This window comes from Streptomyces sp. NBC_00425 (genome assembly GCF_036030735.1).
Taxonomy (GTDB): domain Bacteria; phylum Actinomycetota; class Actinomycetes; order Streptomycetales; family Streptomycetaceae; genus Streptomyces.
On record NZ_CP107928.1, the window covers coordinates 8290569 to 8314655 of the forward strand.

Here is a 24087-nt window from a genome sequence, read left to right on the forward strand (position 1 = left end):
GGACCGGGGCGGCCCCTCGTCACTGCCGGCGACGGATCAGACCGCCGGAGCCTCCTCGGGCAGCACGTGGCCGCCGGTCTTGTCCGTGCTCAGGCACAGGGAGCAGACGACCGCGTCGTGGGTCCGGCAGGCGGCCACGTCGGGGCGCTCGTAGGGCTGCCGGCAGACGTGGCAGTCGTACGTCGTCGCCGCCGGGTTGCCGTCGGCGTCGAGCAAGGCCTCGTCGATGCCGTCCTCCGTACGGCGAAGGTAGTACCTGCCCTTGGTGACGGCGGCCATGAACGGCGTGAGGACGAACGCGATGACGGCCGCGGCGACGGGGGAGTACGGCTGGAGCGTGTCGCCGAGGGCGTGGAAGTACATCGCGATGGAAAGACCGGACGCGGCGACGAAGGCGACGACGCCCACCGGGTTCACGGCGTGCAGCATGCCGCGCCGGAACTCCGGCTGCAGAGGCGAGAGTTTCAACAGGTACTTGTTCACGCCGATGTCGGTGGCGACGGTGACCACCCAGGCGATGGCGCAGTTCGAGTAGAAGCCGAGGATGTCGTTGAGGAAGCTGAACATGTCGGCTTCCATCAGGGCCAGCGCGAAACCGAGGTTGACCAGGACGAAGACCATACGGCCGGGGTAGTGCCGGGTGACGCGGGTGAAGGAGTTGGTCCAGGCCAGCGAGCCGGAGTACGCGTTGGTCACGTTGATCTTGATCTGGCTGATCACGACGAGTGCCACGGCCAGCGGCACCACGAGCCAGGACGGCATCATCGCGTCGAACGCGCCCTTGAACTGCTGGATCGGCTCGGGAGCGGCGTCCGCGCCGACCCGGGCGATGACGTACACGGCGAGGAAGACGCCGATGGCCTGCTTGAGCGCGCCGAGGATCACCCAGCCGGGTCCGGCCATGATGACTGCGGTCCACCAACTGCGCTTGTTCGCGTCGGTCTTGGGCGGCATGAAGCGCAGGTAGTCGATCTGCTCGCCGATCTGCGCGATGAGCGAGAGGCACACGCCCGCGCCCAGCAGCACGGACGCGGTGTCGACCCCGCCCTCGCCGTCGGTGCCGGCGTAGGCGAGGAAGCGGTCGACGGTGCCGGGGTCGGTGGCGACCAGGTAGACCAGCGGGCCGACCATCAGCAGCAGCCAGACCGGCGTCGTCCACACCTGGAGTTTGCTGAGCGCCTTCATGCCGTAGATCACCAGCGGTATCACCATCAGCGTGGAGACCAGGTAGCCCAGCCACAGGGGGAGTCCGAGTCCCAGTTTCAGGCCCTGGGCCATGATCGAGCCCTCGAGGGCGAAGAAGATGAAGGTGAAGCTCGCGAAGATGACGCTGGTCAACACCGAGCCGTAGTAGCCGAATCCGGAGCCGCGGGTGATCAGGTCCAGATCGATGTTGTAGCGGGCGCCGTAGTAGGCGAGCGGGAAACCGGTGACGAAGATGACGACCGCCGCGACGGCGATCGCGACGAGCGCGTTGCCGGTGCCGTGGGCGAGTCCGATGCCGGCGCCGATGGAGAAGTCGGCCATGTAGGCGATGCCGCCGAGGGCGGTCGTCGCGACGACCATGGGGGTCCAGCGGCGGTAACTGCGGGGCGCGAAACGGAGGGTGTAGTCCTCCAGGGTCTCCTTCGTCGCCTGACTCGTGGGGGACGTCGGCCGGGCCGCGGTGGGGGATGACTCGGTGGTCGTCATGATCAGCCCTTCGAGAGCCGGGGCGGGAATCCCCGGACTGCGGAGGCGGTGGACGAGCGGGACGGTGCCTTTGCGTGTTCGACCGGATGCTAGGAACGGCGTGTTTCCCGCGGTCCCTCGGACGGTGAACGGCAGGTTGCCGCACTCGCCGCACAGGAACGCCGAGTCGAGCCACCGGCACGGCCGTCGGACGGCGTTGAGCGGCCCGGACCCGGCCTGCCGTCGTCCCGCACGGGGTAGCGGAACAGAGATCACGACCTCGGGAACGTACGGAATGCATGAGGAGAACGGTATGCACGAGACGAAGGAGACGGACCGGGCCGAAGCGGCGGCCCGTCCGGAGTCACGACCGGGCAGGCGTGCGGTGCTGGCCCTCGGCGCGGGCGCGGGGGCCGCGCTGGCGACCGTGCCGTCGGCCTCCGCGCACGCCGCGACGCCGCCCGCACGGGGTCCGGCGCCCGGCGGTCCCGCGTTGTCGCGGCGGTTGCGCGACCTGGAGCGGCGGTACTCCGCGCGGCTCGGCGTCTTCGCCCTCGACACCGCCACGGGGCGTACCGCGGAGTACCGCGCGGACGAGCGCTTCCCCCTGTGCTCGGTGTTCAAGACGCTCGCCGCGGCGGCGGTCCTGCGCGACCTCGACCACGACGGCGCGTACCTCGCCCGGCGGATCCACTACACCGAAAAGGACGTCACGGACGCCGGGTACGCGCCGGTCACCGGCCTGGCCGAGAACATCGCGGGCGGTCTGACCGTCGAGGAACTGTGCGCAGCCGCCGTGTCCGAGAGCGACAACGGGGCGGCGAACCTTGTGCTGCGCGAGCTGGGCGGGCCGACCGCGATCACCCGCTTCTGCCGCTCGCTCGGGGACCGGACGACCCGGCTCGACCGGTACGAGCCCGCGCTGAACTCGGCGGAGCCGTGGCGGCGCACCGACACCACGCGGCCACGCGCGATCGGGCTGACCTACGCGCGTCTCGTGCTCGGCCGGGCTCTGGAGTCCGCGGACCGACGGCGGCTGACCGGATGGCTGATCGCCAACACCACCAACACCGAACGCTTCCGGGCCGGCCTGCCCGACGACTGGACGCTCGCCGACAAGACGGGGGGCGGGCAGGCGTACGGGGTCGCCAACGACGTGGGCGTGGTCTGGCCTCCCGGGCGGCCGGCCCTCGTCCTGGCGGTCCTGTCGACCAAGCACGATCCTGCGGGGCCCACGGACAACCCCCTGGTGGCCAAGGCCGCCGCGCTGACGGCGGCGGCCCTCACCTGACCCCCGGCCGCCACCCCGGCGTTCGACGTTCCGCGTAACCCGCCCCGGCGTCCGGGCGTCCCGCGTTCGCCGTTCCGGCGTCGGGCGTTCGGCGTACCGGTGTCGGGGCGTCAGGGCGTGCCGTGTCCGGGCGTTCCGCCGTTCTGGCGTTCCGGCGTTTCGTGTCGAGCTTCAGTGGGGGTGTGCGGTGTGTGGGACGCCCGGGTGGCCGGCTTCGCGGTCCGGGGCCGTCCCGGCCTGCGAATGCGAACGCGGATGCGGTGGCCGGTCTTTCGGGTTTCCGGCTCGGGTGAGCGGGGGGTCGGTCGGGCAGCCGCCGTGCCCTGAGCCACTCCCGTGTCCGCCGTGTTCGCCGTGACCCTCGTGACCCTTGTGGCCGTCGTCACCGGTGGGTTCGGGGTCTTCGGGTTCGGGGTCCTTTACAGGTGGGGTGGGTTCCGGCGTGCCGTCCGGGTCATCGTCCGGCGGCGGTGACTCCTGCGGGGCTTCCGTCGAGGGCTCGTCCGCCGGAGCGGGCGTGGGGAGTGCCGTGGGGTCCGCGGCGGACGCGGGCCGCCGCGCGGCCGGTTCGGCCGCGTCGGCGCCGCCGCGCGGTGCGGCGACGGCCACCGGCCCGGGCGGGCCGGCTACCGGCACATCGGCCTCCCGCACCGACGTGCCGGGGCTCTCGGCCCGCGCCGCGGTCGGTGACGGCGGAGGCGACGACACCGCCGTCCCCGTCACCGGGCCCTCGTCGACCGGAGCTTCGGCCACCGGTGCCCCGCTCGCCGACGGGTGGGGCGCCGGCGCGGAGTCCGTCCAGCCGAGGACGAGACACACCACGGCGGCGCCCACCACGAGCGCGCCCGCCGTCGCCGCCGTGGGCGTCCTGGCGCCGGTGGACACGGCATGACGCATCCCGTGCAGCAGGCCCGCACCGTGGCCGCCGACCGCGCCCGTCACGCCGGCCGATGCCGCGGTGAAGACCGGCAGGAACCTGGCGGTGCCGCCCAGGGCGAGGACGAGCAGGGCCGGGCCGACGACAGCGGGCAGCCGGTCGTTGGCGCGCATCAGCGCGGCGAGCGACGCACGGCACGCGTCGCAGGTGTCCACGTGCCCGAGCAGCCGCTCGCTCTGGCGCGCGGTCGCGGCGCCACGCACGTACGCCGGCATCCTGGCCCAGTGGACCTGGCACGCGGGGTCGTCCGGAGCGCCGGTCTGCGCCCGCAGGAAGGCCTGGCGCATGCCTTCCCGCGCCCGGTGCAGGAGGACGGCCGTCGCGCCGTCCTTCGTGCCGAGCTGCGGCCCGATCGCCGCCAGCGGCTGCCCCTCGGCCTCCGCCAGCCACAGCGCCTTCACCCAGCGCTCGGGCAACTGGCCGAGCACCCGGACCACCAGGTCCACGCCGGCCACCCGCTCGGCCGGATCCTCCCCGTGCGTGCCCGTCTCGGCCCGGTCCTGGGCCTGCGCCTGTGGGTCGCTCGGGGTCTCGCGCGCCGTGCTCCCGGACGCGATCGCGAGATGCCGCACCGTCGTCCTCAGGTAGGCCGGCACATTGTCGATCTCGTGCCCCGCGGCCAGCCGGCGCCACACGCGGAAGTGGGCCTCGGCGACGAGGTCCTCGGCGGTCCAGGTGTTCCTGGTGAGCGAGCGGGCGTACGCGACGAGCCGCGGCTGCTGCTCGGCGTAGACGCGCGCGTACTCGGCGGTGGCGGCAGCGGCGGCGTCGGTGGTGGCGCCGGTGGCGGCGGAGGGCGGGGCGGGCACCGTGGGAGACCTGTCGGTCATGGAGGAACGCTCCAGTTGCCGGGCGAGGGGCGGAAGGCTCCGCGGAGGGCTGGCTGTCTGACCCTAGATGCCAGAACTTTCAACTAAAGTTGCGATCGGCGGAAGATGTGACTCACCTCACGACGCGGCGCGGACGCGGCGCACGGGCCCAGCCGAGCAGCATCGTCGAGCAGACCGCGGCAAAGGCGCACCAGGTGGACACGAACTCCAGCCGCCACAGCGCGAAGCACCCCGCCGCGCCCACGGCGACCACCGCCCCGAGGGCCCGCAGCCGGCGGTCGCCCGACAGGAGCAGCGCACCGACCGTGGCCACCAGATAGCCCGCGATCAGGACGGGCTGGTACGGCAGGTCGACGAGGTAGCCGACCCGGTGGTCGCGGATCTCGGCGGTCACCGGACCTGCGGCGATGCCGTGAGCGAGCGGCACGGCGGTCGCCACGCCGACGGCCAGCGTGAACGCGACGCCGCGCCGGGCGGACGGCGGGGCCGCGCACCACACCCCCGCGGGCACCCACACCGCCAGCAGCGGCAGCGCGATCACGGTCCAGGCGACGGTGGCGGCTCCGCTTCCCCCGCCCGCGTCCCAGACGAAGGCCTCCACGATCTGGTGCGCCCCGAGGAGCAGGGGCAACGCGGCCAGCGGAAGGTCCCGGCGGCGGCGAACCCGGGCCACGGCGACCCCTCCGAGGGCGAGCAGTCCAGCCCCCGCCACCAGATCGGCCGTCGCACTCCAGCACATCGCGTCCCCAGGGGTTCGACCGTCGTCCGCCTCCGTTGCTCCGTGCATGCCACGCTACGTCCGGTTCCGGCAACGCACCCGCAGGAGCGGCGTTAGGCTGCCGGGGACGGGTAGGGGCTGCGGTGGGGGCCGTTCGGGAGAAGGCGGCGTCCGGCGTGCCGCACGGTCGCCGGGGACACGCCGGCGCACAGCGAAGGAGGCCGCGGGTGGTGAACGCCCCGCAGACAGCCGGAGGATTCGGGCTGCCGCACGGCGGGACCGCAGTGCTGGAAGTGACCTCGCTGCCCGGCCGGCCCGGCATCCGGGCCCGGGGCGAGATCAGCTCGGTCACCCGCACGCCGTGGGAAGAGGCCCTGGCGGGCCTGGCCCGGCGGCACGCCGACGTGTCGTACGTGGAGCTGTCGGAGGTCGGGTTCGTGGACGTGGCCGGAGTCGCGGCGCTGGCTGTCACGGCCCTGGGCCTGCCGGGGGGCCGGGTGGTCGTCGAGCATCCGCCGCCGCAGGTTTCGAGGGTGCTGAGCCTGTTCTGGCCGGGCCTGCACCGGATCGAGGTGTCGCCGCGATGAGCACGGTCGCGATCCACGAGTCGTTCGAGCACCCCGCGCTGTTCTACCGCTCCGCGCGGGAGTACGTGGACCGGACGGTGTCGTTCGTCCAGGAGGGCCTGGACGTCGGAGAGCCGGTGGCGGTGGCCGTGCCCGGACCCAACCTCGAGCTGATCAGGGAGGCCCTCGGCGCGGACGCGCGAGCCGTCCTCCTGCTGGACATGACCGAGGCGGGCCGCAACCCGGGCCGGATCATTTCCAAGGTGCTCCGCGGATTCGCCGACGGCCACCGGAACGGCCGGGTGCGGATCATCGGCGAGCCGATCTGGCCGGGCCGCAGCGCCCTGGAGTACCCCGCGTGCGCCCAGCACGAGGCGCTGATCAACCCGGCCTTCGCGGGCCGCGCGGTGACCGTCCTGTGCCCGTACGACGAGACCGGCCTGGACGAGGAGGTGCTGGCCGACGCGCGGATCACCCACCCGACCGTGCTGAGCGGCGACGCGGAGGCGGCGAGCGACGCCTACGACTGGCGTTCCGTCGTCGCCCGCTACAACCGGCCGCTGCCGCCCGCGCCGGACGCCGCGGAGTTCGCCTTCGGCGCGCAGGAGCTCGCCGCGGCCCGCGCCTTCGCGGTCGACCGCGCCGGACGACTGGGCCTGGCGGGGCAGCGGCTGACCGACGCCGAGCTGGCGGTGGCGGAGCTGACGACCAACAGCGTGGTGCACGGCGGAGGCCGCGGAACGCTCGCGGTCTGGGCGGACGGGGGACAGGTCGTGTGCGAGGTCCGGGACGCGGGCCGGATGATCGACCCGCTGGCCGGCCGCAGGCCGCCCGAGCACGGTCAGATCGGCGGCCGGGGCCTGTTGCTCGTGCACTACGTGGCCGACCTGGTGCGGGTGCACACCGCCGACGACGGGACGACCGTCCGCTTCTACCTCGACCGCGTCGGCCGTCCCGGCGGTGCCGACCCCGTCGGTCGCGTCGACGGCGTCGGCCGCGTGGGTCGCTGAGGGCGCGTCCGCTCCGCCGCCCCCCCCGGGCCCGCTGCGACGACCGCGGCGGGCCCTTCCGTGCCGCGACGCAGCCGGGTGAAGCCTGAAGCGCCGTCAGCTCCACGGGGCATGCATGTGGTCTCCGCCGTATCCGGCCGGGTCGGCGGACACGACGCGCTGGAGGCGAGAGTGATGAACGAACGAGCCGGACAGGCCGGTCCCCCCACCCTCAGGGTCCCGGTCCTCATCGTCGGCGGCTCCCTGGTGGGCCTGGCGACCTCGCTGTTCCTCGGACGGCTGGGGGTACCGCACCTGCTGGTGGAGCGCCACGCCGGCACCTCCATCCATCCGCGCGGACGTGGCAACAACGTCCGCACGATGGAGCTGTTCCGGGTGGCGGGCGTGGAGCGGGGGATCCAGGACGCGGCGGCCACGCTGGCCGACAACCACGGCATCCTGCAGGCGCCCACCCTCGTCGGCGACGCCGGCGAATGGCTGTTCCGGGACATCGACCCGGGTGGCGGCCTGGCCCGCTTCAGCCCCAGCTCCTGGTGCCTGTGCAGCCAGAACGACCTGGAGCCGGTGCTGCTCGACCACGCCCGACGACTCGGCGGCGATCTGCGGTTCTCCACCGAGCTCATGTCGTTCGAGGCCGACGCCCACGGCGTCGGCGCGGTGGCCAAGAGCCGTGAGACCGGTGAGCACCTCGCCATCCGCGCGGACTACCTCGTCGCCGCCGACGGCCCGCGCAGCCCCGTCCGGGAGCAGCTCGGCATCGGGCAGAGCGGCCCCGGAGACCTGTTCCACAACGTCAGCCTCACCTTCCGCTCCCGCGCTCTGGCCGATGTCGTGGGCGACCGACGGTTCATCGTCTGCTACCTGACGAGTCCGGACGCCGACGGCGCCCTGCTGCCCGTGGACAACCGCGAGAACTGGGTCTTCCACGCCCCCTGGCACCCCGAACACGGCGAGACGCTCGAGGAGTTCACCGACGAGCGGTGCGTCGAGCACATCCGCCGCGCGGTCGGGGTCGCCGACCTCGACGTGGAGATCACCGGCAAGGCGCCCTGGCACGCCGCCCAGCGCGTCGCCCGCAGCTACCGTTCGGGCCGGGTGTTCCTGGCCGGCGACTCGGCGCACGAGATGTCGCCGACCGGGGCGTTCGGCTCCAACACCGGCATCCAGGACGCGCACAACCTCGCCTGGAAGCTGGCCGCCGTGCTCGACGGCTGGGCGGGAGACGAGCTGCTCGACACCTACGACGCCGAGCGCCGTCCCGTCGCGGAGGCCACCAGCGCCCGGGCCGCCGCCCGGTCCGCCGAGCACAGCCACCCGGGCTTCGCCCCGCCCCCCGGCTCCGCGGGCGGCCCGCAGCGCGGCATCCTGAACGTGGCCCTCGGCTACCGCTACCCGCAGGGCGCCGTCGTCGGCGCCGACGACACGGTCCCGGTCGTCCCGGAAGGCCTCGATCTGAGCGGCGCACCCGGCAGCCGGGCTCCCCACCTGTGGGTGCGGCGCGGGGACGAACGGCTCTCCACCCTGGACCTCTACGAGCGGTCCCTCGTGCTGCTCAGCGACGCCGCCCGGCCGAGCGGCTGGCACGAGGCCGCCTGCCGCCTCGCCCAGGAGCTGTCGCTGCCGCTGAGGTCGTACCGGGTGGGCGACGGCCCCGATGCCGACCTGACGCCGGAGGGCGACGCCGACTGGGCGGAGCGCCACGGCACGTCCCGCGGGGGCGCCGTGCTCGTACGGCCCGACGGGTTCGTCGCCTGGCGGTCGCCGGGCCCGGACCCGGACGCCGAGTCCACACTGCGCCGCGTCCTGCAGACCGGTCTGGGGCTGGGCTGAACCGGTGCCCTTCACCCGAGTGAACGCCCCGAGTGGTGCCGCGGCGGCCGTCGGCTGACGGTGGATCACGTCCCGGTCGGGTCGGACGAGCTGACGAGGTGTCGGTTGCCCGGCCGTGACGGAAAGGCCATCAGATGCGCACTGCCCGGATGATCCTGGCCACCGCGGCGGCCTCGGCCGCCCTCGCCCTCGGCGCCCCGGGAGCCCACGCGGCCGACGTGGACACGGACCACGCCTCCTCCGTCAGCAAGGAGGACGGATCCTGGTCCGGCAAGGAGGAGCACGGCAAGGGGGAGCACGGCAAGGGGGAGCACGGCAAGGGGGAGCACGGCAAGGAGGAGCACGGCAAGGGGGAGCACGACGGACCGCACGGCGGGATGCACACCGGCGGCGGCGCCCTGACCGAGGGCGGCGACGCCGGCGAGCACGGCTCGGGCTCCCGGGAGGGCGGCAAGGAGGAGTCCGGCGGCTGGAGCGGCGGTGAGCACGAGAAGCCCAGCGGCGGCATGCACACCGGTGGCGGCGCCCTCGCCGGCCCGTCGACGACGGCGGCCGGACTCGGCGTCCTCGCCGTCGCCGGCGCGGGCCTCTACGCCCTGCGTCGCCGGACCGCCGTCGGCTCGGCCTGACCATGCCGGCCGCGATAGCGAAGCCGCGGCCGCCGCCCGTGCACCCGTGCGGCGGCCCGGCCCGCTCCCCGCGTCCGTCCGCCCCGCTGCCGCGCCCGAATGAGGTGTTCCACCGATGGCAGTCCCCCCTTCACCGTCCTCCCCTCCCGCTTCCTCCCCTCCGTCGTCCTCCGGCGCCTCCGGGTCGTCCGGGTCCTCCGGGTCCCCGTCGGAGGGGGGCTCCCGCACCGGCGTGATGATGCTCTGCGCCACCGCCGCCGTCTTCCTCGCGATCAGCCTGTGCGGCGGCCACGACCCGTCGTCCGACGGACGCCCCCCGCACGCCCCGCCGGGCGCCTCCGGTCAGGCCACCCGTGCCGCCGCCCCGCCGGCCCCGTCCTCGTCGAACGCCCGTGACGCGGAGCCGTCGGGCAGGCATCTGCGCCGATCGAGACCGGTGCGCCTGCTCATCCCGAAGATCTCGGTGAACGCCCCTTTCACCGACCTCGCCATCGGCCGCAGCGGCCGGCTGGACCCGCCCCCGGCGGACGACGTCAACCTGGTCGGCTGGCATGCCAAGGGCGCCTCTCCCGGCGAGGCGGGCACCGCGATCATCGCCGGCCACGTCGACACCAAGACGTCGCCCGCCGTCTTCGCCGGGCTCAGCGCACTGACCGAGGGCGACGTCTTCCAGGTCCTGCGGGCCGACGGCAGCAAGCCGTCCTTCCGGGTGGACAGCGTCGAGACCTTCGAGAAGGCCGACTTCCCCGACGAACGCGTGTACGGCGACACCTCCGAGGCGCAGGTGCGGCTCATCACCTGCGCGGGGGAGTACGACCGCCGGGTCAAGGACTACACGGACAACCTGGTCGTCTTCGCGCATCTGCTGTGACGTCGGCCCGCCCAGTCACCCACGTAGTTCATCCCCGGTCGCGCGCTCACGGGGACGGGCACACGATCGAGGAACGCTGACGTCGCATCACGCGGCCGACGTTCCCTTCCCCCTCCGCGAAGGAGATGTGCGCAGGATGACCACCACGTCCGAACGTGTTGCAGGTTCGCGGGCGCGACAGGCGTCGCAACGTGTCTCCCAGTCCGTGTTCGACGGCTCCCGGCTCCGGGTCGTCCTGCTGGTCGACGTCTACGACGGCGCCCAGCAGCAGTTCCTGGAGGCCTACGAGCAGCTCTGCAACCAGGTCGCCTCCGTCCCCGGGCACGTGAGCGACCAGCTGTGCCAGTCCATCGAGAACCCCTCGCAGTGGCTCATCACCAGCGAGTGGGAGAGCGCGCCGCCGTTCCTCGCCTGGGTGAACAGCGAGGAACACGTGCGGATGGTGGAGCCGCTGCACAGCTGCGTCCGCGACACCAGGTCGCTGCGCTTCCACGTGGTCCGCGAGACCGGCGGACCCGCGGCGGACGCGCAGGCGAACCGCCGCAGGCTGCAGACCTCGCCCAGGATCGGCGACGGCGTGATCCGGCACGCTCTCACCTTCACCGTCAAGCCGGGCAGCGAGGACATCGTTGCCAAGATCCTCGCCGACTACGCCTCGCCCGAGCCGCAGGTCGACGACACCACCCGGCTGTGCCGCACCTCGCTGTTCATGCACGGCAACCGTGTGGTGCGGGCCATCGAGGTGCGGGGCGACCTGCTGTCGGCGCTGCGCCACGTCTCCCGCCAGCCCGAGGTGCGGGCCGTCGAGGAGGCCATCAACCCCTATCTGGAGCAGGACCGGGACCTCAACGACCCCGAGTCCGCCCGGGTCTTCTTCACCCGGGCCGCGCTGCCCGCCGTCCACCATGTGACGGCGGACCGGCAGGACCCCCAGGCCGAGCGGTACGCCCTGTACTACCCGGCCCGGCCGGACCGCGGCATGAAGCTGGCCGAGCTGCTCGCCCGGCAGGACGAGGCGGCGGCCGACGACCCGCGCAACCCGGTGCTGCGCAGCACGATCTTCCAGCGCGACGACGTCGTCGTACGGCTGATCGACGTGCGCGGCGGACTCGACGGCGCCGACCCCGGCCAGGCCCTCGGCCTGTCCGACCCCGCGCAGGCCGCCGAGCTGACGACGCTCGCGGAAGGCATCGCCGACGCGGCCCCGGCCGGCGCGAAGGACGCCCTGCTCGCGCGGTTCATCGAGCGCGCGCGCATGGACCTCGTCACCGACCGTCGGTCGCCCGACGCCTGATCCGTCATCACGTGGGCCGGGGCGGCGACCCGCCCCCCCACCTCGGTGCAGTACACCATCGGAGGAACGTCGTGATCACATCCCGTCCCAGAGTCGTGGATCTCAGCGAGGTCGAGCCCAACACCCGCCGCGGCGGCGACCTGCGCGCCATGCTCACCCCGGCCACCGTCGGCTCGACCAGCGGGTTCATGGGCCTGGCCATCATCAAGCCCGGCGACCGCATCGGCGAGCACTACCACCCGTACTCCGAGGAGTTCGTGTACGTCGTGTGCGGCCAGCTGGAAGTGGACCTCGACGGCGAGGCCCAGGCGCTGCAGCCCGAGCAGGGGCTGCTGATCCCGCTCGGCATGCGCCACCGCTTCCGCAACGTCGGCAAGGTGGAGGCCCGGATGGTCTTCCACCTCGGCCCGCTGGCCCCGAGCCCGCCGCTCGGCCACGTCGACACCGAGGGGACCGACGCCGAGGCCGTGGTGATCGGCGCCGAGGTCGCCGGCCGACGTCAGGTCCGGTCATGACGAGACGGGTGGCGGTCACCGGCATAGGCATCGTCGCCCCCGGCGGCATAGGCGTCCCCGCGTTCTGGAACCTCCTCGTCGAGGGCCGCACGGCGACGCGGGGCATCACGTTCTTCGACCCGGCCGGTCTGCGGTCCCGGATCGCCGCCGAGTGCGACTTCGACCCGGCGGCGCACGGACTGGACGCCGGGGACGTCGAACGCTGCGACCGCTACATCCAGTTCGCCATGGTCGCCGGAGACGAGGCGGTCCGGGACGCGGGTCTCGACCTCGCGGCGGAGAACCCCTGGCGGGTGGGCGTCTCCCTGGGCACGGCGGTCGGCGGGACCACCCGGCTGGAGAACGACTACGTGCTGGTCAGCCATCACGGACAGCGCTGGGACGTCGACCACCGCCAGGCCGCCCCGCAGCTGCACCGCGCGTTCACCCCCAGCACCCTCGCCTCGACGGTGGCCGAGCGGTTCGGCGCGCGGGGGCCGGTGCAGACCGTCTCCACGGGCTGCACCTCCGGCCTCGACGCGGTCGGGTACGCCTTCCACACGGTGGAGGAGGGCCGGGCCGACATCTGCATCGCCGGCGCCTCGGACTCGCCGATCTCCCCGATCACCATGGCCTGCTTCGACGCGATCAAGGCCACCTCCTCCCACAACGACGACCCCGCCCACGCCTCGCGTCCCTTCGACGCCGACCGCGACGGGTTCGTCATGGGGGAGGGCGGCGCGGTGCTCGTCCTGGAGGAGCTGGAGCACGCGCGGGCCCGCGGCGCGCACGTGTACTGCGAGCTCGGCGGGTACGCCACCTTCGGCAACGCGTACCACATGACCGGCCTGACCAGCGAGGGCCTGGAGATGGCCCGGGCCATCGAGGACGCCCTCGACCACGCGCGGACCGACGCCGGCGCGGTCGACTACGTCAACGCGCACGGCTCGGGCACCAAGCAGAACGACCGCCACGAGACCGCCGCGGTGAAGCGGGTCCTGGGCCGGCACGCCTACGACACCCCCATGAGTTCCATCAAGTCGATGGTGGGCCACTCCCTGGGCGCCATCGGAGCGATCGAACTCGTCGCCTGCGTCCTGGCGTTGGCCCACCAGGTGGTACCGCCGACCGCGAACTACGAGACGCCCGACCCCGAGTGCGACCTGGACTACGTCCCGCGCGTGGCGCGTGAGCGCAAGCTCTCCAGCGTGCTCTCGGTGGGCAGCGGGTTCGGCGGATTCCAGTCCGCGGTGGTCATGAACCGGCCGAGGGAGAAGACACGATGAGCGAACCCCTTCCACGGCGCGCGGCCGTCACGGGAATCGGCGTGGTCGCGCCCAATGGAGCCAGCACCGAGACCTTCTGGAAGTCCTCGAAGGAGGGCATCAGCGTCCTGGAGCGGGTCACCCGCGAGGGCTGTGAGCACCTCCCGCTGCGGGTGGCCGGCCAGGTCCGCGACTTCGACCCGTCGGCGGCGATCGAGGAGCGCTACCTCGTCCAGACCGACCGGTTCACGCACTTCGCGATGGCCGCCGCGGACCTCGCGCTGGACGACGCCGGACTCGGCCGGCCGGAGACCGACGCCGCGCCGTACTCCGTCGGCGTGGTCACCGCGGCCGGCTCCGGCGGCGGCGAGTTCGGCCAGCGCGAGCTCCAGCAGCTGTGGAGCAAGGGCAGCCGTTATGTCGGCCCGTACCAGTCCATCGCCTGGTTCTACGCCGCCAGCACCGGCCAGATCTCCATCCGTCGCGGGTTCAAGGGCCCCTGCTCGGTCGTCGCCGCCGACGAGGCCGGCGGCCTCGACGCCCTCGCCCACGCGGCGCGTGCCGTGCGGCGCGGCACCGACGTGATCGTGGCCGGGGCGACCGAGGCGCCGATCGCGCCGTACTCGATGGTCTGCCAGCTCGGCTACGAGGAACTCAGCACGGTCGACGACCCGGCCCGTGCCTACCGCCCGTTCACGTCGGCGGCCTGCGGGTTCGTACCGGCCGAGGGCGGCGCCATGGTCGTGGTGGAGGCGGCGGAGTCGGCCCGGGCGCGCGGCGCCCGGGTGCGGGCCTTCCTCGCCGGGCACGCGGCCACCTTCACCGGCGCCTCCCACTGGGAGGAGTCCCGGCAGGGCCTCGCCGAGGCGATCCGGGGAGCGCTGGAGGAGGCGGACTGCGCCCCGGAGGAGATCGACGTGGTCTTCGCCGACGCGCTCGGCGTCCCGGCCGCGGACCGCGCCGAGGCCCTGGCCATCGTCGACGCGCTCGGCCCGCGCGGCGCCCGGGTGCCCGTCACCGCGCCCAAGACCGGTATCGGCCGCGGCTACTGCGCGGCGCCGCTGATGGACACCGCGGCGGCGGTGCTCGCCATGGAGCACGGCCTGATCCCACCCACCCCCAACGTCTTCGACATCTGCCATGACCTCGACCTCGTGACCGGCCGCGCCCGCACCGCAGAGGTGCGCACCGCCCTGGTCCTGAGCCGGGGGCTCATGGGCTCCAACTCGGCGCTGGTGCTGCGGCACGGCGTCGCCGACGCCTCGTAGCGGGGCGTCGCGCAGCAGGGAAGCAGCAGAGGAGAGGAACCCCATGACCGACCGCATCACCGTGGAAGAGCTGGCCGAACTCATGAAGAAGTCCGCCGGCGTCACCGTCGCGCCGGACGAGCTCCGGCAGCAGGACACCGCCTTCGCGACCCTGGGCGTGGACTCGCTCGGGCTGCTGGGCATCGTGGGCGAGCTGGAGAACCGGTACGGCACGCCGATGCCCCCGGACGCCGAGCGCTCCAAGACGCCCCGGCAGTTCCTCGACCTCGTCAACAGCGCACTCATGACAGGAGCGTGAGATGTCCGGACACACGCAGAACGAGATCACCATCGCGGCGCCCCTGGAACTGGTCTGGGAGATCACCAACGACCTGGAGAACTGGCCTCGGCTGTTCAGCGAGTACGCCTCCGTCGAGATCCTCTCCCGCGAGGGCCGCAGGACCACCTTCCGGCTGACCATGCACCCGGACGAGAACGGCACCGTGTGGAGCTGGGTCTCGGAACGGGAGCCGGACCGGGACACCCGCACGGTCAAGGCCCGCCGGGTCGAGACCGGGCCCTTCGACCACATGGACATCCACTGGCGGTACGAAGAGGTGCCGGCGGGCACGCGGATGGTCTGGACGCAGGACTTCGCGATGAAACCGCAGGCTCCGGTCGACGACGAGTGGATGACCGACAACATCAACCGGAACTCCAAGGTCCAGATGGCCCTGATCCGGGACCGCATCGAGAAGGCGGCCGCGGAGCGCGGCGCCACGCCCGGTCTGACCGACTGACCCGTTCGGAGGACGGCCCCATGCACCAAGCACTGATCGTCGCCCGGATGGCCCCGGGATCGGCGCCCGACATCGCCAAGGTGTTCGAGGAGTCCGACCGCGGAGAGCTTCCCCAGCTCGTCGGCGTCGTCCGGCGCAGCCTCTTCCAGTTCGGCGACGTCTACATGCATCTGATCGAGTCCGAGCGCGACCCCGGGCCCGCCATCGCCAGGATCACCGGGCATCCGGAGTTCCGGGACGTCAGCGAGCGGCTGTCCTCGTACGTCAGCGCGTACGACCCCGAGACCTGGCGGTCCCCGAAGGACGCCATGGCGCAGCGCTTCTACCTCTGGGAGCGCGAGCCGGCCCGCTGAGCCGTGCCGGACCACACCGGTCGCCGGACCACACCGGTCGCCGGGCCCGCGACGCTGCGGGCCCGGCGACCGGTGGTCTGTGGGGGAACGGGTGCGACGGGCGCGACCGGGTCAGCCCGGGACGTGGCAGTCGAACGCGTGCAGGTAGGGGTTGACCGGGCTGATGTCGTCGATGACCAGTCCGGCGGCGGTCAGCCGGGCGACCATGCTCTCGGTGGTGTGCTTCGCCCCGCCGACGTTGAGCAGCAGCATCAGGTCCATCGCGGTGCTGAACCGCATCGACGGCGTGTCGTCGACGAGGTTCTCGATGACCACGACCCGGGTGCCCGGGCCGCCCGCCTCACGGACGTTGCGCAGCGTGCGGGCGGTGCTCTCGTCGTCCCACTCGAGGATGTTCTTGATGACGTAGACGTCGGCCTCGACCGGGACGGCCTCGCGCACGTCGCCGGGCACGATCCGGGCCCGGTCGGCGAGGTCGCCGCCCGCGAGCAGCCTCGGCACCGCGTTCTCCACCACCCGGGGCAGGTCGAGCAGCGCGCCCCGCATCGCCGGGTACTTGTCGAGCAGGCTCGCCACCACGTGCCCCTGGCCGCCGCCGAGGTCGGCTACCGACGCACACTCCGACAGGTCGAGGAACGCCGCGACGTCCCGCGCCGACTGCACGCTGGACGTGGTCATCGCGCGGTTGAAGACGTCGGCGGACTCCGGCGCGTCCTCGTTGAGGTAGGTGAAGAACTCCTTCCCGTACAGGCCCTCCACGACGTTGTGCCCGGTGCGCACCGCCTCGTCCAGGAGCGGCCAGGCGTCCCAGGTCCAGGGCTCGGTGCACCACAGAGTGATGGCGCGCATGCTGTTCGGGTCGTCCTCGCGCAGCAGCCGTGAGACGTCGGTGTGCGCGAACGTGCCGTCCGGCCGCTCGGCGAAGACGCCGTAGCAGGACAGGGCCCGCAGCAGCCGCCGCAGCTGCCGGGGTTCGGCCTTCACCGCGGCCGCGAGGTCCTCCACGGGCAGCGGGCTGTCGCCGAGGGCGTCGGCGACGCCCAGCCGGGCGGCCGCGCGCAGGGCGGCGGCGCACGCGGCCCCGAACGCGAGCTCCCGCATCCGCATGGAGGGCGGCGGGGCGGGGGGTGGGTCCTGCTCGGGCGGGTCCGACAGCTTGGGGGACTGAACGGTCGTCATGTGCCGCCTTCCTTCGTTCTCGGATGCCAGGAGTTCGTCGTGCTTCAGGTGCTCGAAGTGCTCGAAGTGCTTCGGGGCCTTGCGGCGCCGTCGGTCAGCGACGGGTGCGGTCGGCCGGGAGGCACAGGCCCGCGGGCTTCGACGCCGCGCAGGCGTTGCCCTCGAAGGTGTTGCCCTTGCCTGCGGTGTCCGCGTTGACCAGGTCCGCCGGGGCGTTGCCCTCGAGCGTGTTGTCGCTGATCCGGTTCCGCTCGCTGGGGGTGCCGACGAAGCTCTTGAACAGCACGATGCCGCCGGAGAGGGGGGACGCGCCGACGTTGTCCCTGATGACGTTGCGGGTGATCAGGCTGTCCTCGGCGCCGGTCAGCACGATGCCGGAGCCCTGGAGGGCGTCCAGCCGGGCGGTCTTCGGGCACGACTTGTTGTTGCGCTCGATACGGTTCTCCGTCACCGTCACCAGGCCGGCCCGCGGCTTGTTCTCGTCGCCGACGACGAACACCGCCGCGCAGTTGCCGGTGAGGCGGTTGGACGCGAGGGTGAGGTTGCGCAGCCGGCGGACGGTGACGCCGATCCGGTTGCCCTCGAGCCGGTTGCGCTCGACGACCGTTCCCTCGGTGTCGACGGCGCCCATCTCCTCCTTGACGGAGTTGGCGAGGAACAGGCCCGCGTCGCCGTTGTCCCGTGCGGTGTTGCCCCGGAACACGCCGTGCAGGGAGCCCTCCTGGGCGATGCCCCACACACCGTTCTTCTCGGCGGTGACGTTGCGCACCGTCAGGTTGTCGGCGGCCATGGCGTAGACGCCGGACCGGGTGAAGCCCGTGACGGTCAGGTTCGCGACGGTGACGTCCTCGACGTGCTGTTCCTTCGTGCCGAGCACGCAGACGCCGTTGCCGCTCTCGGCGCAGCCCTCGGCGGCCTTGACGGCGGGCTTGGCCGCCGGCTTCGCACCGGGCTTGGCCGCCGGCTTCGCGGCGGGCTTCGTCGCGGGCTTGGCGGCGCCCGCACCGGTGGCGGTGCCCGCGGTGCCCGCCGCGGCGGCGCCGGAGACGGCGGCCGGCCGGATGACCGTGCCGCGGCCCATGCCGCGCAGGGTCAGCCCGGGCGTCTTCACGGTGACGCTCTCGCGGTAGGTGCCGAAGGCCACCAGAACGGTGTCGCCCGGCGCCGCGGCGTCCACGGCCTGCTGGATCGATTGTCCCGGATGCACGAGGTGCACCTGGTGCGCCGTGTGCCCGGCGGTGGGGGAGGCGGCGCCGAGCCCCGTCCCGAGGAGGGTCGCTGTGCACGCCAGGTACGCGATATGGCATTTCTTCATATCGCGCACGCTATGACCCGATGCCGGGTTAACCGGCGGGATGGGCCATCCAAGGGCGTGTCCGGCGTGTCCGCCCCCGTCGCCGCCCCCTGCGGGCGGGCCGCGGGGGCGGCTACGGGGGCGGCGCCCTCAGCGCCCGTCGCCCCGGCCCCGCCGGTTGCCTCCGGGCGGCGTGCGGCGGGGGAGCCGTCGCGGACGGACGTCGGCGGGCGCCTCCTGCGCAGGGCCCGCCCTGCCCGCGTCGTCCTGCCAGGCCTCGTAGTCGGTGAAGGCGTCGCCGGAGTCCGAGCCGCCGAAGAGCCCCGTGCCGCCCGCGCTCCGAGCGGTCGGGAGGTCCCTGATCATGGCGAGGGCCAGGGTGTCGGAGTCGGGCATCGCGTCCGCCGGGCGCTGGGCCACCGTGTCGGGCAGCATGACGAGGCACGTGGTGCCGGACTTCTCGGCGGACGGGCGCAACTGGACGCGGATACCGTGGCGTTCGGCCAGCCGGCCGACCACGAACAGCCCCATGTGCTGGGCGATGTCGACGTCGACGGTCGGCGGGTTGGCCAGCTTGTGGTTGATCACCGCGAAGTCGTCCGCCTCGAGGCCGATGCCCTCGTCGTGGATCTCGACCATGATCCGGCCGTCGGGAAGCCGCGAGCCGGTCACCCGCACCAGCGAGTGCGGGGAGGAGAACGCCGTGGCGTTCTCCAGCAGTTCGGCGAGCAGGTGCACGAGATCGGTCACGGCCTGGCCCTGGACCTGCGCCTCCGGCAGACCGGCGAACCGGATGCGCTCGTACTGCTCCACCTCCGAGGAGGCCGCGCGGACGATGTCGACGAGCGGCAGCGGGCCGTCCCACTGCTGGGCGGGCCTCTCCCCGCCGAGCACGAGGAGGTTCTCGCCGTTGCGGCGCACCCGTGTGGCGAGGTGGTCCAGTTTGAAGAGGTTCTCCAGCTGGTCCGGGTCCGTCTCGTTGTCCTCCAGGCTGGTGATCATGGCTAGTTGCCGCTCGATCAGGGATTGGCTGCGGCGCGAGAGGTTGGTGAAGATCGCGTTGATGTTGCCGCGCAGCAGCGCCTGCTCGGTCGCGAGCCGGATGGCCTCGCGGTGGACGTGGTCGAAGGCCCGGGCGACCTCGCCGATCTCGTCGGTGGTGTCGATGGCGATGGGAGTGACCCGGGTGTCCACCTTGCCGGGGTCGGTCTGCGACAGCTGGTCGATCAGGGCCGGCAGTCGCTGCCCGGCGATCTCGATGGCGGAGGCGCTCAGCCGGCGCATGCCGGTGACCATCGTGCGGGCCACCCAGGTGGCGAGCAGGAACGCGACGAGCACCGCCGCGAGCACCAGCGCGGCGTTGGTCATCGCGTCTCCGCGCGCCTGGTCGGCGATGTCCTGGGCGCTGGCGAGGGCGGCGTCGGTGAGATACACCTGGACGCCGCGGTAGGCGTCGAAGCCCAGGGTGGACGCGGCGAAGAAGGATTCCGGGGTGATGCCCTGCTCGGCGAGCTCCCCGGCGGGCTTCCCGGTGGCGATCGCGGCGATCATCGCGTCCATGGAAGGCGGGGCGACGTACCTCTTCCCCGCCGCCTCGGCCTCGGCGGCGGCCGCGGCGGTCTGCTGCTTGCCGCGGGCCCCGGCGTCGGTCAGCGCCTTCTGCAGCCGCGCCATGTCCGCGGTGGTGGCGGCGCCCGCGAACTCCTGCAGACCCACCTGTTCGAGGTAGGCGTACGAGCGGAAGGAGGCGAGCTGGGTCTCCAGTTCGCCCGGAGCGAGGGCGTCGCGGTCGTCCACCAGCAGATGCGTGCCGATCGCCCGGATCAGGGACTCGGCGGCCTGCGTCAGGGACACGGCGTAGAGCGTCCGGCCGAAGCTGGCCTGGTTGTCGCTGCCGAAGCCGAGTTCGTTGGAGATCTCCATCAGGGGGTGCTGGACGGTGTGGTAGCTCTCCTCCGTCTGCACGCCGGTCATCCGTGAGGTGAACGCGTTGGTCCGAACGGCGGTGAGCTGCTTCTCGCCCTCGCGCACCAGCTGCACGCGCCGCAGGAGGCCGCTGGTCTGCGGCATCCGGGCGACCGCCGCGTCGAACGCCTTCGCGTCCGCGTCGGTGATCTTCCGGGCCTGGACGACGGCGGCCGACTCCTTCTTCTCCGCGACGAGCGGGATCACCGACACGTCGCGCTCGTTGATCGCGTCGCTCGCGTACTTGTTGGCGGCCTGGACGAGTTCGGCCACGCTGACTGCGTCGTCGGCGTCCTGCCAGGTGTCCACCGAACGTTTCACCCGGATGCCGCCGAACACGAGGGCCACGAGCACCGGGATGAGGAGAACGGCGCGCAGCCGTCTGCCCACGGGCCAGTTGCGGGTGAGGGATCTCCGTCCCTCCGCTGTGGGTGAGTTGTTCGGCACGCTGTCCTCATCGCCTGTGGAACGCCCCGCGCGGGATGCGCCGGTACCCCTCACTACGGCGGGTACGCGGCACTGCGTTCAGAAGTGGTGCAACTTTCACCAAACTAGTGCCGTTCGCGTCCCGTTCGCCACCGTGGACCGCATGACTTTGCACACGACTTCGACCGTGGCGTGCCCGGGCGCACAGGGTCACGCGCGGCCGTGGGACTCCTGCGAGCGGCGCGACAGGGCGTCGATGACCACCGCGGCGAACAGCACTCCGCCGGTGATGATGAACTGGACGGCCGGCGGTGTGTCCGTGATCGCCATGCCGGACGCGATCGACTGGATCACCAGCATGCCCAGCACCGCCGACCATGTGGTGCCACGTCCGCCGAACAGGCTGGTGCCGCCGATGACCGCCGCCGCGATGGCGTTCACCAGCAGGACGCCCGACCCCGAGCTCTGGCTCACCGAGGTGATGCGCGAGGCCAGGAACAGGCCGCCGATCGCGGCCATCGTGCCCGAGACCGCGAGCACCGCCGTCTGCACCCAGGTCACGCTGAGACTGGCCCGGCGGGACGCCTCGACGCTCCCGCCCAGGGCGTATACCTGCCGTCCGTAGTGCGTGCGGCGCAGCATGACGTCGAGGCCGGCCACCACCACCAGGAAGACCAGCAGGGCCAGCGGCAGCCCCTGGAAGCGGTTCAGCAGGTAGGCGACGCCGAAGGCGACCGCAGCGAGCCCGGCGGTGCGCACCACGGTGCCGCGCAGCGAGCGGTGCGGCATGTCGACGGCCCGGCGGCGGCGCCGGTCCCGGTCGCAGGCGAGGAAGTAGGCGCCCGCGGCGAGCGCCGCGAGGCCGTAGGCGACCGCGTCCTGCGTGAAGTAGTAGCTGGTCAGCTTGGCGATCAGGCCGTCCTCGTCCAGGTTGACGGTGCCGCTGTCGCCGAGGACGGCGAGCATGAGGCCGTTCCAGGTGAGCAGGCCGGCCAGGGTGACCACGAAGGCCGGCACCCGGGTCCGGGCGATGGAGTAGCCCTGCACGGTTCCCGCGACCGTGCCCGCCAGTACCGCCACGATCAGCGCGAGCCATTCCGGCGCCCCGTGGTTCACGTTCAGCACCGCGAAGACGGCCGCGGCCAGGCCGCTGATCGAGCCGACGGAGAGGTCGAGTTCACCGAGCAGCAGCACGAAGACGATGCCGACGGCGATCAGCCCCGTTCCCACGATGTCCACGCTGAGGTTGGACAGGTTGCGGGGCGAGAGGAAGTTCTCGTTGAGGGACTGGAAGGTGATCCAGACGACGGCCAGGACGAGGACGACGGGTAGCGAACCCAGTTCGCCGGCGCTCAGCTTGCGCCGGAACGCCGTCACCCCGCTCTCCATCGCGCGGGCGACGGCCCGCAGGCTCTTCACCACCCCGCCTCCCGGCCGGCCGGCCGGCGCGGCACGTTCTCCGTGGCGCCGGTGATGGACGAGACGATCTGTTCCTGCGACGCGGTGTTCACGTCGAAGAAGCCGTTGTTGCGGCCCAGGCGCAGCACGACGGCCCGGTCGGCGAGCGCCTTCACGTCGCCCATGTTGTGACTGATGAGCAGCACGCCCAGCCCGCGGTCGCGCAACCGGTCCACCAGGTCGAGGACCTCGGCGCTCTGCTCGAACCCGAGGGACGCGGTCGGCTCGTCCAGGAGCAGGATCCTCGGGTCGCCCAGGAGCGAGCGGGCGATGGCCACCGTCTGCCGCTGACCGCCGGAGAGCGAGACGACGGGGCCGCGCAGATCGGGCATGCCCCGGGTCAGGCGTTCCAGCAGCTGCCGGGTACGGCGTTCCATCTCCACCTCGTCGAGGAACCCGAACCGGCGGATCTCCCGGCCGAGGAACAGGTTCCCGACGACGTCGAGGTTCCCGCACAGCGCCAGGTCCTGGTAGACGGTGGCGATGCCGAGGTCGCGGGCGTCGTGCGGACGCCGGATGTGCACCGGAGCGCCCCGCCACTCGATGACGCCCTTCTCCGCGGGGGTCACTCCGGAGATCACCTTGACCAGGGTGGACTTGCCGGCCCCGTTGTCGCCGAGCAGGGCGACGACCTGGCCGGCGTGGATCTCCAGTTCGATGTCGTCGAGGACCTTGACGACGCCGAAGCGCTTGCACACCCCGCGCAGCGCCAGCAAGGGGGGATCCGGCACGCAAACCACCTTCTTCCCGGGAGCGGGGGACGCGGCGTCAGGTGAGTCCGGCCCTGTCGCAGGCGGCCCGGAGTTGCGGCGTGCAGATCTGCTGGACGGTGTGCAGGCCGTCCTTGACGACCGTGGTCCCGATGTTGTCGACCGTCACGGACACCGGCGTGAGCAGCACGGACGCGACGGCCTCCCCGCCGCGCGTCGGCACCTCGCCGGTGGCGACGGGTTCGAGGCTCTCGCCGCGCGCCGCCGCCACGGCCATGGAGCCGCCGGCCGCCGCCTCGGGCCCGAACGGCTTGAAGACGGTCATGTACTGGTCGCCGCCGACGATGCGGCGCAGCGCGGGGAGTTCTGCGTCCTGCCCGGTGACCGGCGGCAGCGGGGTGACCTTGTTCGCCTTGAGGGCGGAGATGCTGCCTCCGGCGAGACCGTCGTTGGCCGCGTAGACCCCGTCGATCGACTCGGGGCCGAGCGCCGCGAGCGCCCCGGACATGTTCATGTGCGCGGTCTCCGGCCGCCACTGCGGGGTGTCGTACGCCTTGCCGATCCGCACCTTCCCGGCGAGCACGGACAGCGCGCCCCGCTGGAACGCCCGGGCGTTGGGGTCGCTCGGGTCGCCGTTCATCATGACGATCTGGGCGCCGGGCACCTTGTCGCCCATCGCCCGCAGCAGGGCCCTGCCCTGGAGCCTGCCGACCTCCACGCCGTCGAAGGAGACGTAGCCCGAGACGGGGCCCTCGGCGAGCCGGTCGTAGGCGATGACGGGGATGCCGGCCTCGTGGGCCTTGGTGACCGCGGGTCCGAGCGAGCGCGCGTCCACGGCCACCAGCACGATGGCGTCCACCCCCTTGGTGATCATCGAATCCATCTGTTCCTGCTGGAGTGCCACATCGCCCTTGGCGTTGGCGTGTTCGACCTCGCAGTCGTCGCACAGCCGGGCGATCCGTTTCTCCAGCAGCGGCCTGTCCTGGCCCTCCCAGCGGGGCGTGGTGGCGTCCGGCAGCAACAGGCCGATGCGCGGTCCGCTCCCGCCGTCGCGGGGCTCGCTGTCGGCGTCCGCCCCGCAGGCGGCCAGGACCGCCGCCGTGCAGAGCACGGTCAGGGCCATCACCGTGTCCCGAATGCAGGCCTTCATATGCGATACCTGCCGTAGACGACAATAGGGTGGATATGTTCGGCTGATCCTTATATGCGATTCTGGTGGGTGGGTGCCCCGATCTCAACCTGTCGGCAC

Annotated in this window: 22 protein-coding genes; 13 read left to right on the plus strand and 9 right to left on the minus strand. The window is 72.7% G+C overall.

Translation table 11 applies throughout. The annotated features are described in order from the left end of the window. Positions 1–36: 36 nt before the first annotated feature. Complete coding sequence (locus OHS82_RS36570) at positions 37–1692, minus strand: purine-cytosine permease family protein (protein WP_057580827.1); 1656 nt, start codon at positions 1690–1692, stop codon at positions 37–39. A 292-nt stretch (positions 1693–1984) separates the two neighbouring features. Between OHS82_RS36570 and bla the strand changes: the two genes are divergently transcribed. Then, positions 1985–2962 (plus strand): class A beta-lactamase, encoded by a 978-nt coding sequence (gene bla, locus OHS82_RS36575; RefSeq protein ID WP_063894282.1) that lies wholly within the window; start codon positions 1985–1987, stop codon positions 2960–2962. A gap of 171 nt (positions 2963–3133) precedes the next feature. Here bla and OHS82_RS36580 read toward each other — a convergent pair whose 3' ends face one another. After that, complete coding sequence (locus OHS82_RS36580) at positions 3134–4729, minus strand: sigma-70 family RNA polymerase sigma factor (protein WP_057580829.1); 1596 nt, start codon at positions 4727–4729, stop codon at positions 3134–3136. A gap of 112 nt (positions 4730–4841) precedes the next feature. Further along, positions 4842–5468, minus strand: coding sequence for a DUF6629 family protein (locus OHS82_RS36585; RefSeq protein WP_057580831.1), 627 nt, complete (start codon positions 5466–5468; stop codon positions 4842–4844). A gap of 209 nt (positions 5469–5677) precedes the next feature. On the opposite strand from OHS82_RS36585, the gene OHS82_RS36590 reads away from it, so the two are divergent. From OHS82_RS36590 to OHS82_RS36645, 12 genes are all read left to right on the plus strand, one after another. Beyond that, entirely contained in the window at positions 5678–6034 is a 357-nt protein-coding gene (locus OHS82_RS36590) for an STAS domain-containing protein (protein WP_242433228.1), read from the plus strand. Beyond that, entirely contained in the window at positions 6031–7023 is a 993-nt protein-coding gene (locus OHS82_RS36595; protein ID WP_079041396.1) for an anti-sigma factor RsbA family regulatory protein, read from the plus strand. The genes OHS82_RS36590 and OHS82_RS36595 overlap by 4 nt, the downstream gene beginning before the upstream one ends. 174 nt (positions 7024–7197) lie before the next feature. Next, positions 7198–8853 carry an FAD-dependent oxidoreductase gene (locus OHS82_RS36600; RefSeq protein WP_107105276.1) on the plus strand — a complete coding sequence of 552 codons (1656 nt, stop codon included), beginning with the start codon at positions 7198–7200 and terminating at the stop codon, positions 8851–8853. Positions 8854–8987: 134 nt separating this feature from the next. Then, positions 8988–9482, plus strand: coding sequence for a hypothetical protein (locus OHS82_RS36605; RefSeq protein ID WP_057580833.1), 495 nt, complete (start codon positions 8988–8990; stop codon positions 9480–9482). A gap of 238 nt (positions 9483–9720) precedes the next feature. Continuing rightward, on the plus strand, positions 9721–10353 hold the full coding sequence (locus tag OHS82_RS36610; RefSeq protein ID WP_057580935.1) for a class F sortase: 633 nt from the start codon (positions 9721–9723) through the stop codon (positions 10351–10353). 136 nt (positions 10354–10489) lie between these two features. Next, positions 10490–11647 (plus strand): SchA/CurD-like domain-containing protein, encoded by a 1158-nt coding sequence (locus OHS82_RS36615; protein WP_057580835.1) that lies wholly within the window; start codon positions 10490–10492, stop codon positions 11645–11647. A 71-nt stretch (positions 11648–11718) separates the two neighbouring features. Then, complete coding sequence (locus OHS82_RS36620; protein WP_057580837.1) at positions 11719–12162, plus strand: cupin domain-containing protein; 444 nt, start codon at positions 11719–11721, stop codon at positions 12160–12162. Further along, the gene (locus tag OHS82_RS36625) at positions 12159–13427 is read left to right on the plus strand and encodes a beta-ketoacyl-[acyl-carrier-protein] synthase family protein (RefSeq protein WP_057580839.1); all 1269 of its coding nucleotides are present in this window, start codon (positions 12159–12161) and stop codon (positions 13425–13427) included. Before OHS82_RS36620 ends, OHS82_RS36625 begins: the two co-directional genes overlap by 4 nt. Further along, the gene (locus tag OHS82_RS36630; RefSeq protein ID WP_057580841.1) at positions 13424–14674 is read left to right on the plus strand and encodes a ketosynthase chain-length factor; all 1251 of its coding nucleotides are present in this window, start codon (positions 13424–13426) and stop codon (positions 14672–14674) included. The genes OHS82_RS36625 and OHS82_RS36630 overlap by 4 nt, the downstream gene beginning before the upstream one ends. Positions 14675–14717: 43 nt before the next feature. Next, positions 14718–14972 (plus strand): acyl carrier protein, encoded by a 255-nt coding sequence (locus OHS82_RS36635; RefSeq protein ID WP_057580843.1) that lies wholly within the window; start codon positions 14718–14720, stop codon positions 14970–14972. A gap of 1 nt (position 14973) precedes the next feature. Next, entirely contained in the window at positions 14974–15453 is a 480-nt protein-coding gene (locus OHS82_RS36640; protein WP_057580845.1) for an SRPBCC family protein, read from the plus strand. A gap of 20 nt (positions 15454–15473) precedes the next feature. Next, entirely contained in the window at positions 15474–15806 is a 333-nt protein-coding gene (locus OHS82_RS36645; protein WP_057580847.1) for a TcmI family type II polyketide cyclase, read from the plus strand. 111 nt (positions 15807–15917) lie between these two features. Here OHS82_RS36645 and OHS82_RS36650 read toward each other — a convergent pair whose 3' ends face one another. The 6 genes from OHS82_RS36650 to OHS82_RS36675 form a co-directional block, all read right to left on the minus strand. Next, complete coding sequence (locus OHS82_RS36650; RefSeq protein WP_328435380.1) at positions 15918–16985, minus strand: methyltransferase; 1068 nt, start codon at positions 16983–16985, stop codon at positions 15918–15920. 94 nt (positions 16986–17079) lie between these two features. Beyond that, a complete protein-coding gene (locus OHS82_RS36655; RefSeq protein ID WP_328435381.1) occupies positions 17080–18300 on the minus strand; it encodes a right-handed parallel beta-helix repeat-containing protein in 1221 nt (406 codons plus the stop codon). A gap of 129 nt (positions 18301–18429) precedes the next feature. Continuing rightward, on the minus strand, positions 18430–20691 hold the full coding sequence (locus OHS82_RS36660) for a sensor histidine kinase (RefSeq protein WP_328435382.1): 2262 nt from the start codon (positions 20689–20691) through the stop codon (positions 18430–18432). 189 nt (positions 20692–20880) lie between these two features. Next, positions 20881–22092: a sugar ABC transporter permease gene (locus OHS82_RS36665; protein ID WP_057580850.1), complete on the minus strand. Its 1212-nt coding sequence runs from the start codon at positions 22090–22092 to the stop codon at positions 20881–20883. Next, a complete protein-coding gene (locus OHS82_RS36670; protein WP_057580852.1) occupies positions 22086–22859 on the minus strand; it encodes an ATP-binding cassette domain-containing protein in 774 nt (257 codons plus the stop codon). The genes OHS82_RS36665 and OHS82_RS36670 overlap by 7 nt, the downstream gene beginning before the upstream one ends. Before the next feature lie 37 nt (positions 22860–22896). Beyond that, positions 22897–23988, minus strand: a complete 1092-nt coding sequence (locus OHS82_RS36675; protein ID WP_057580853.1) for a sugar ABC transporter substrate-binding protein — start codon at positions 23986–23988, stop codon at positions 22897–22899. Between the last annotated feature and the right edge of the window lie 99 nt (positions 23989–24087).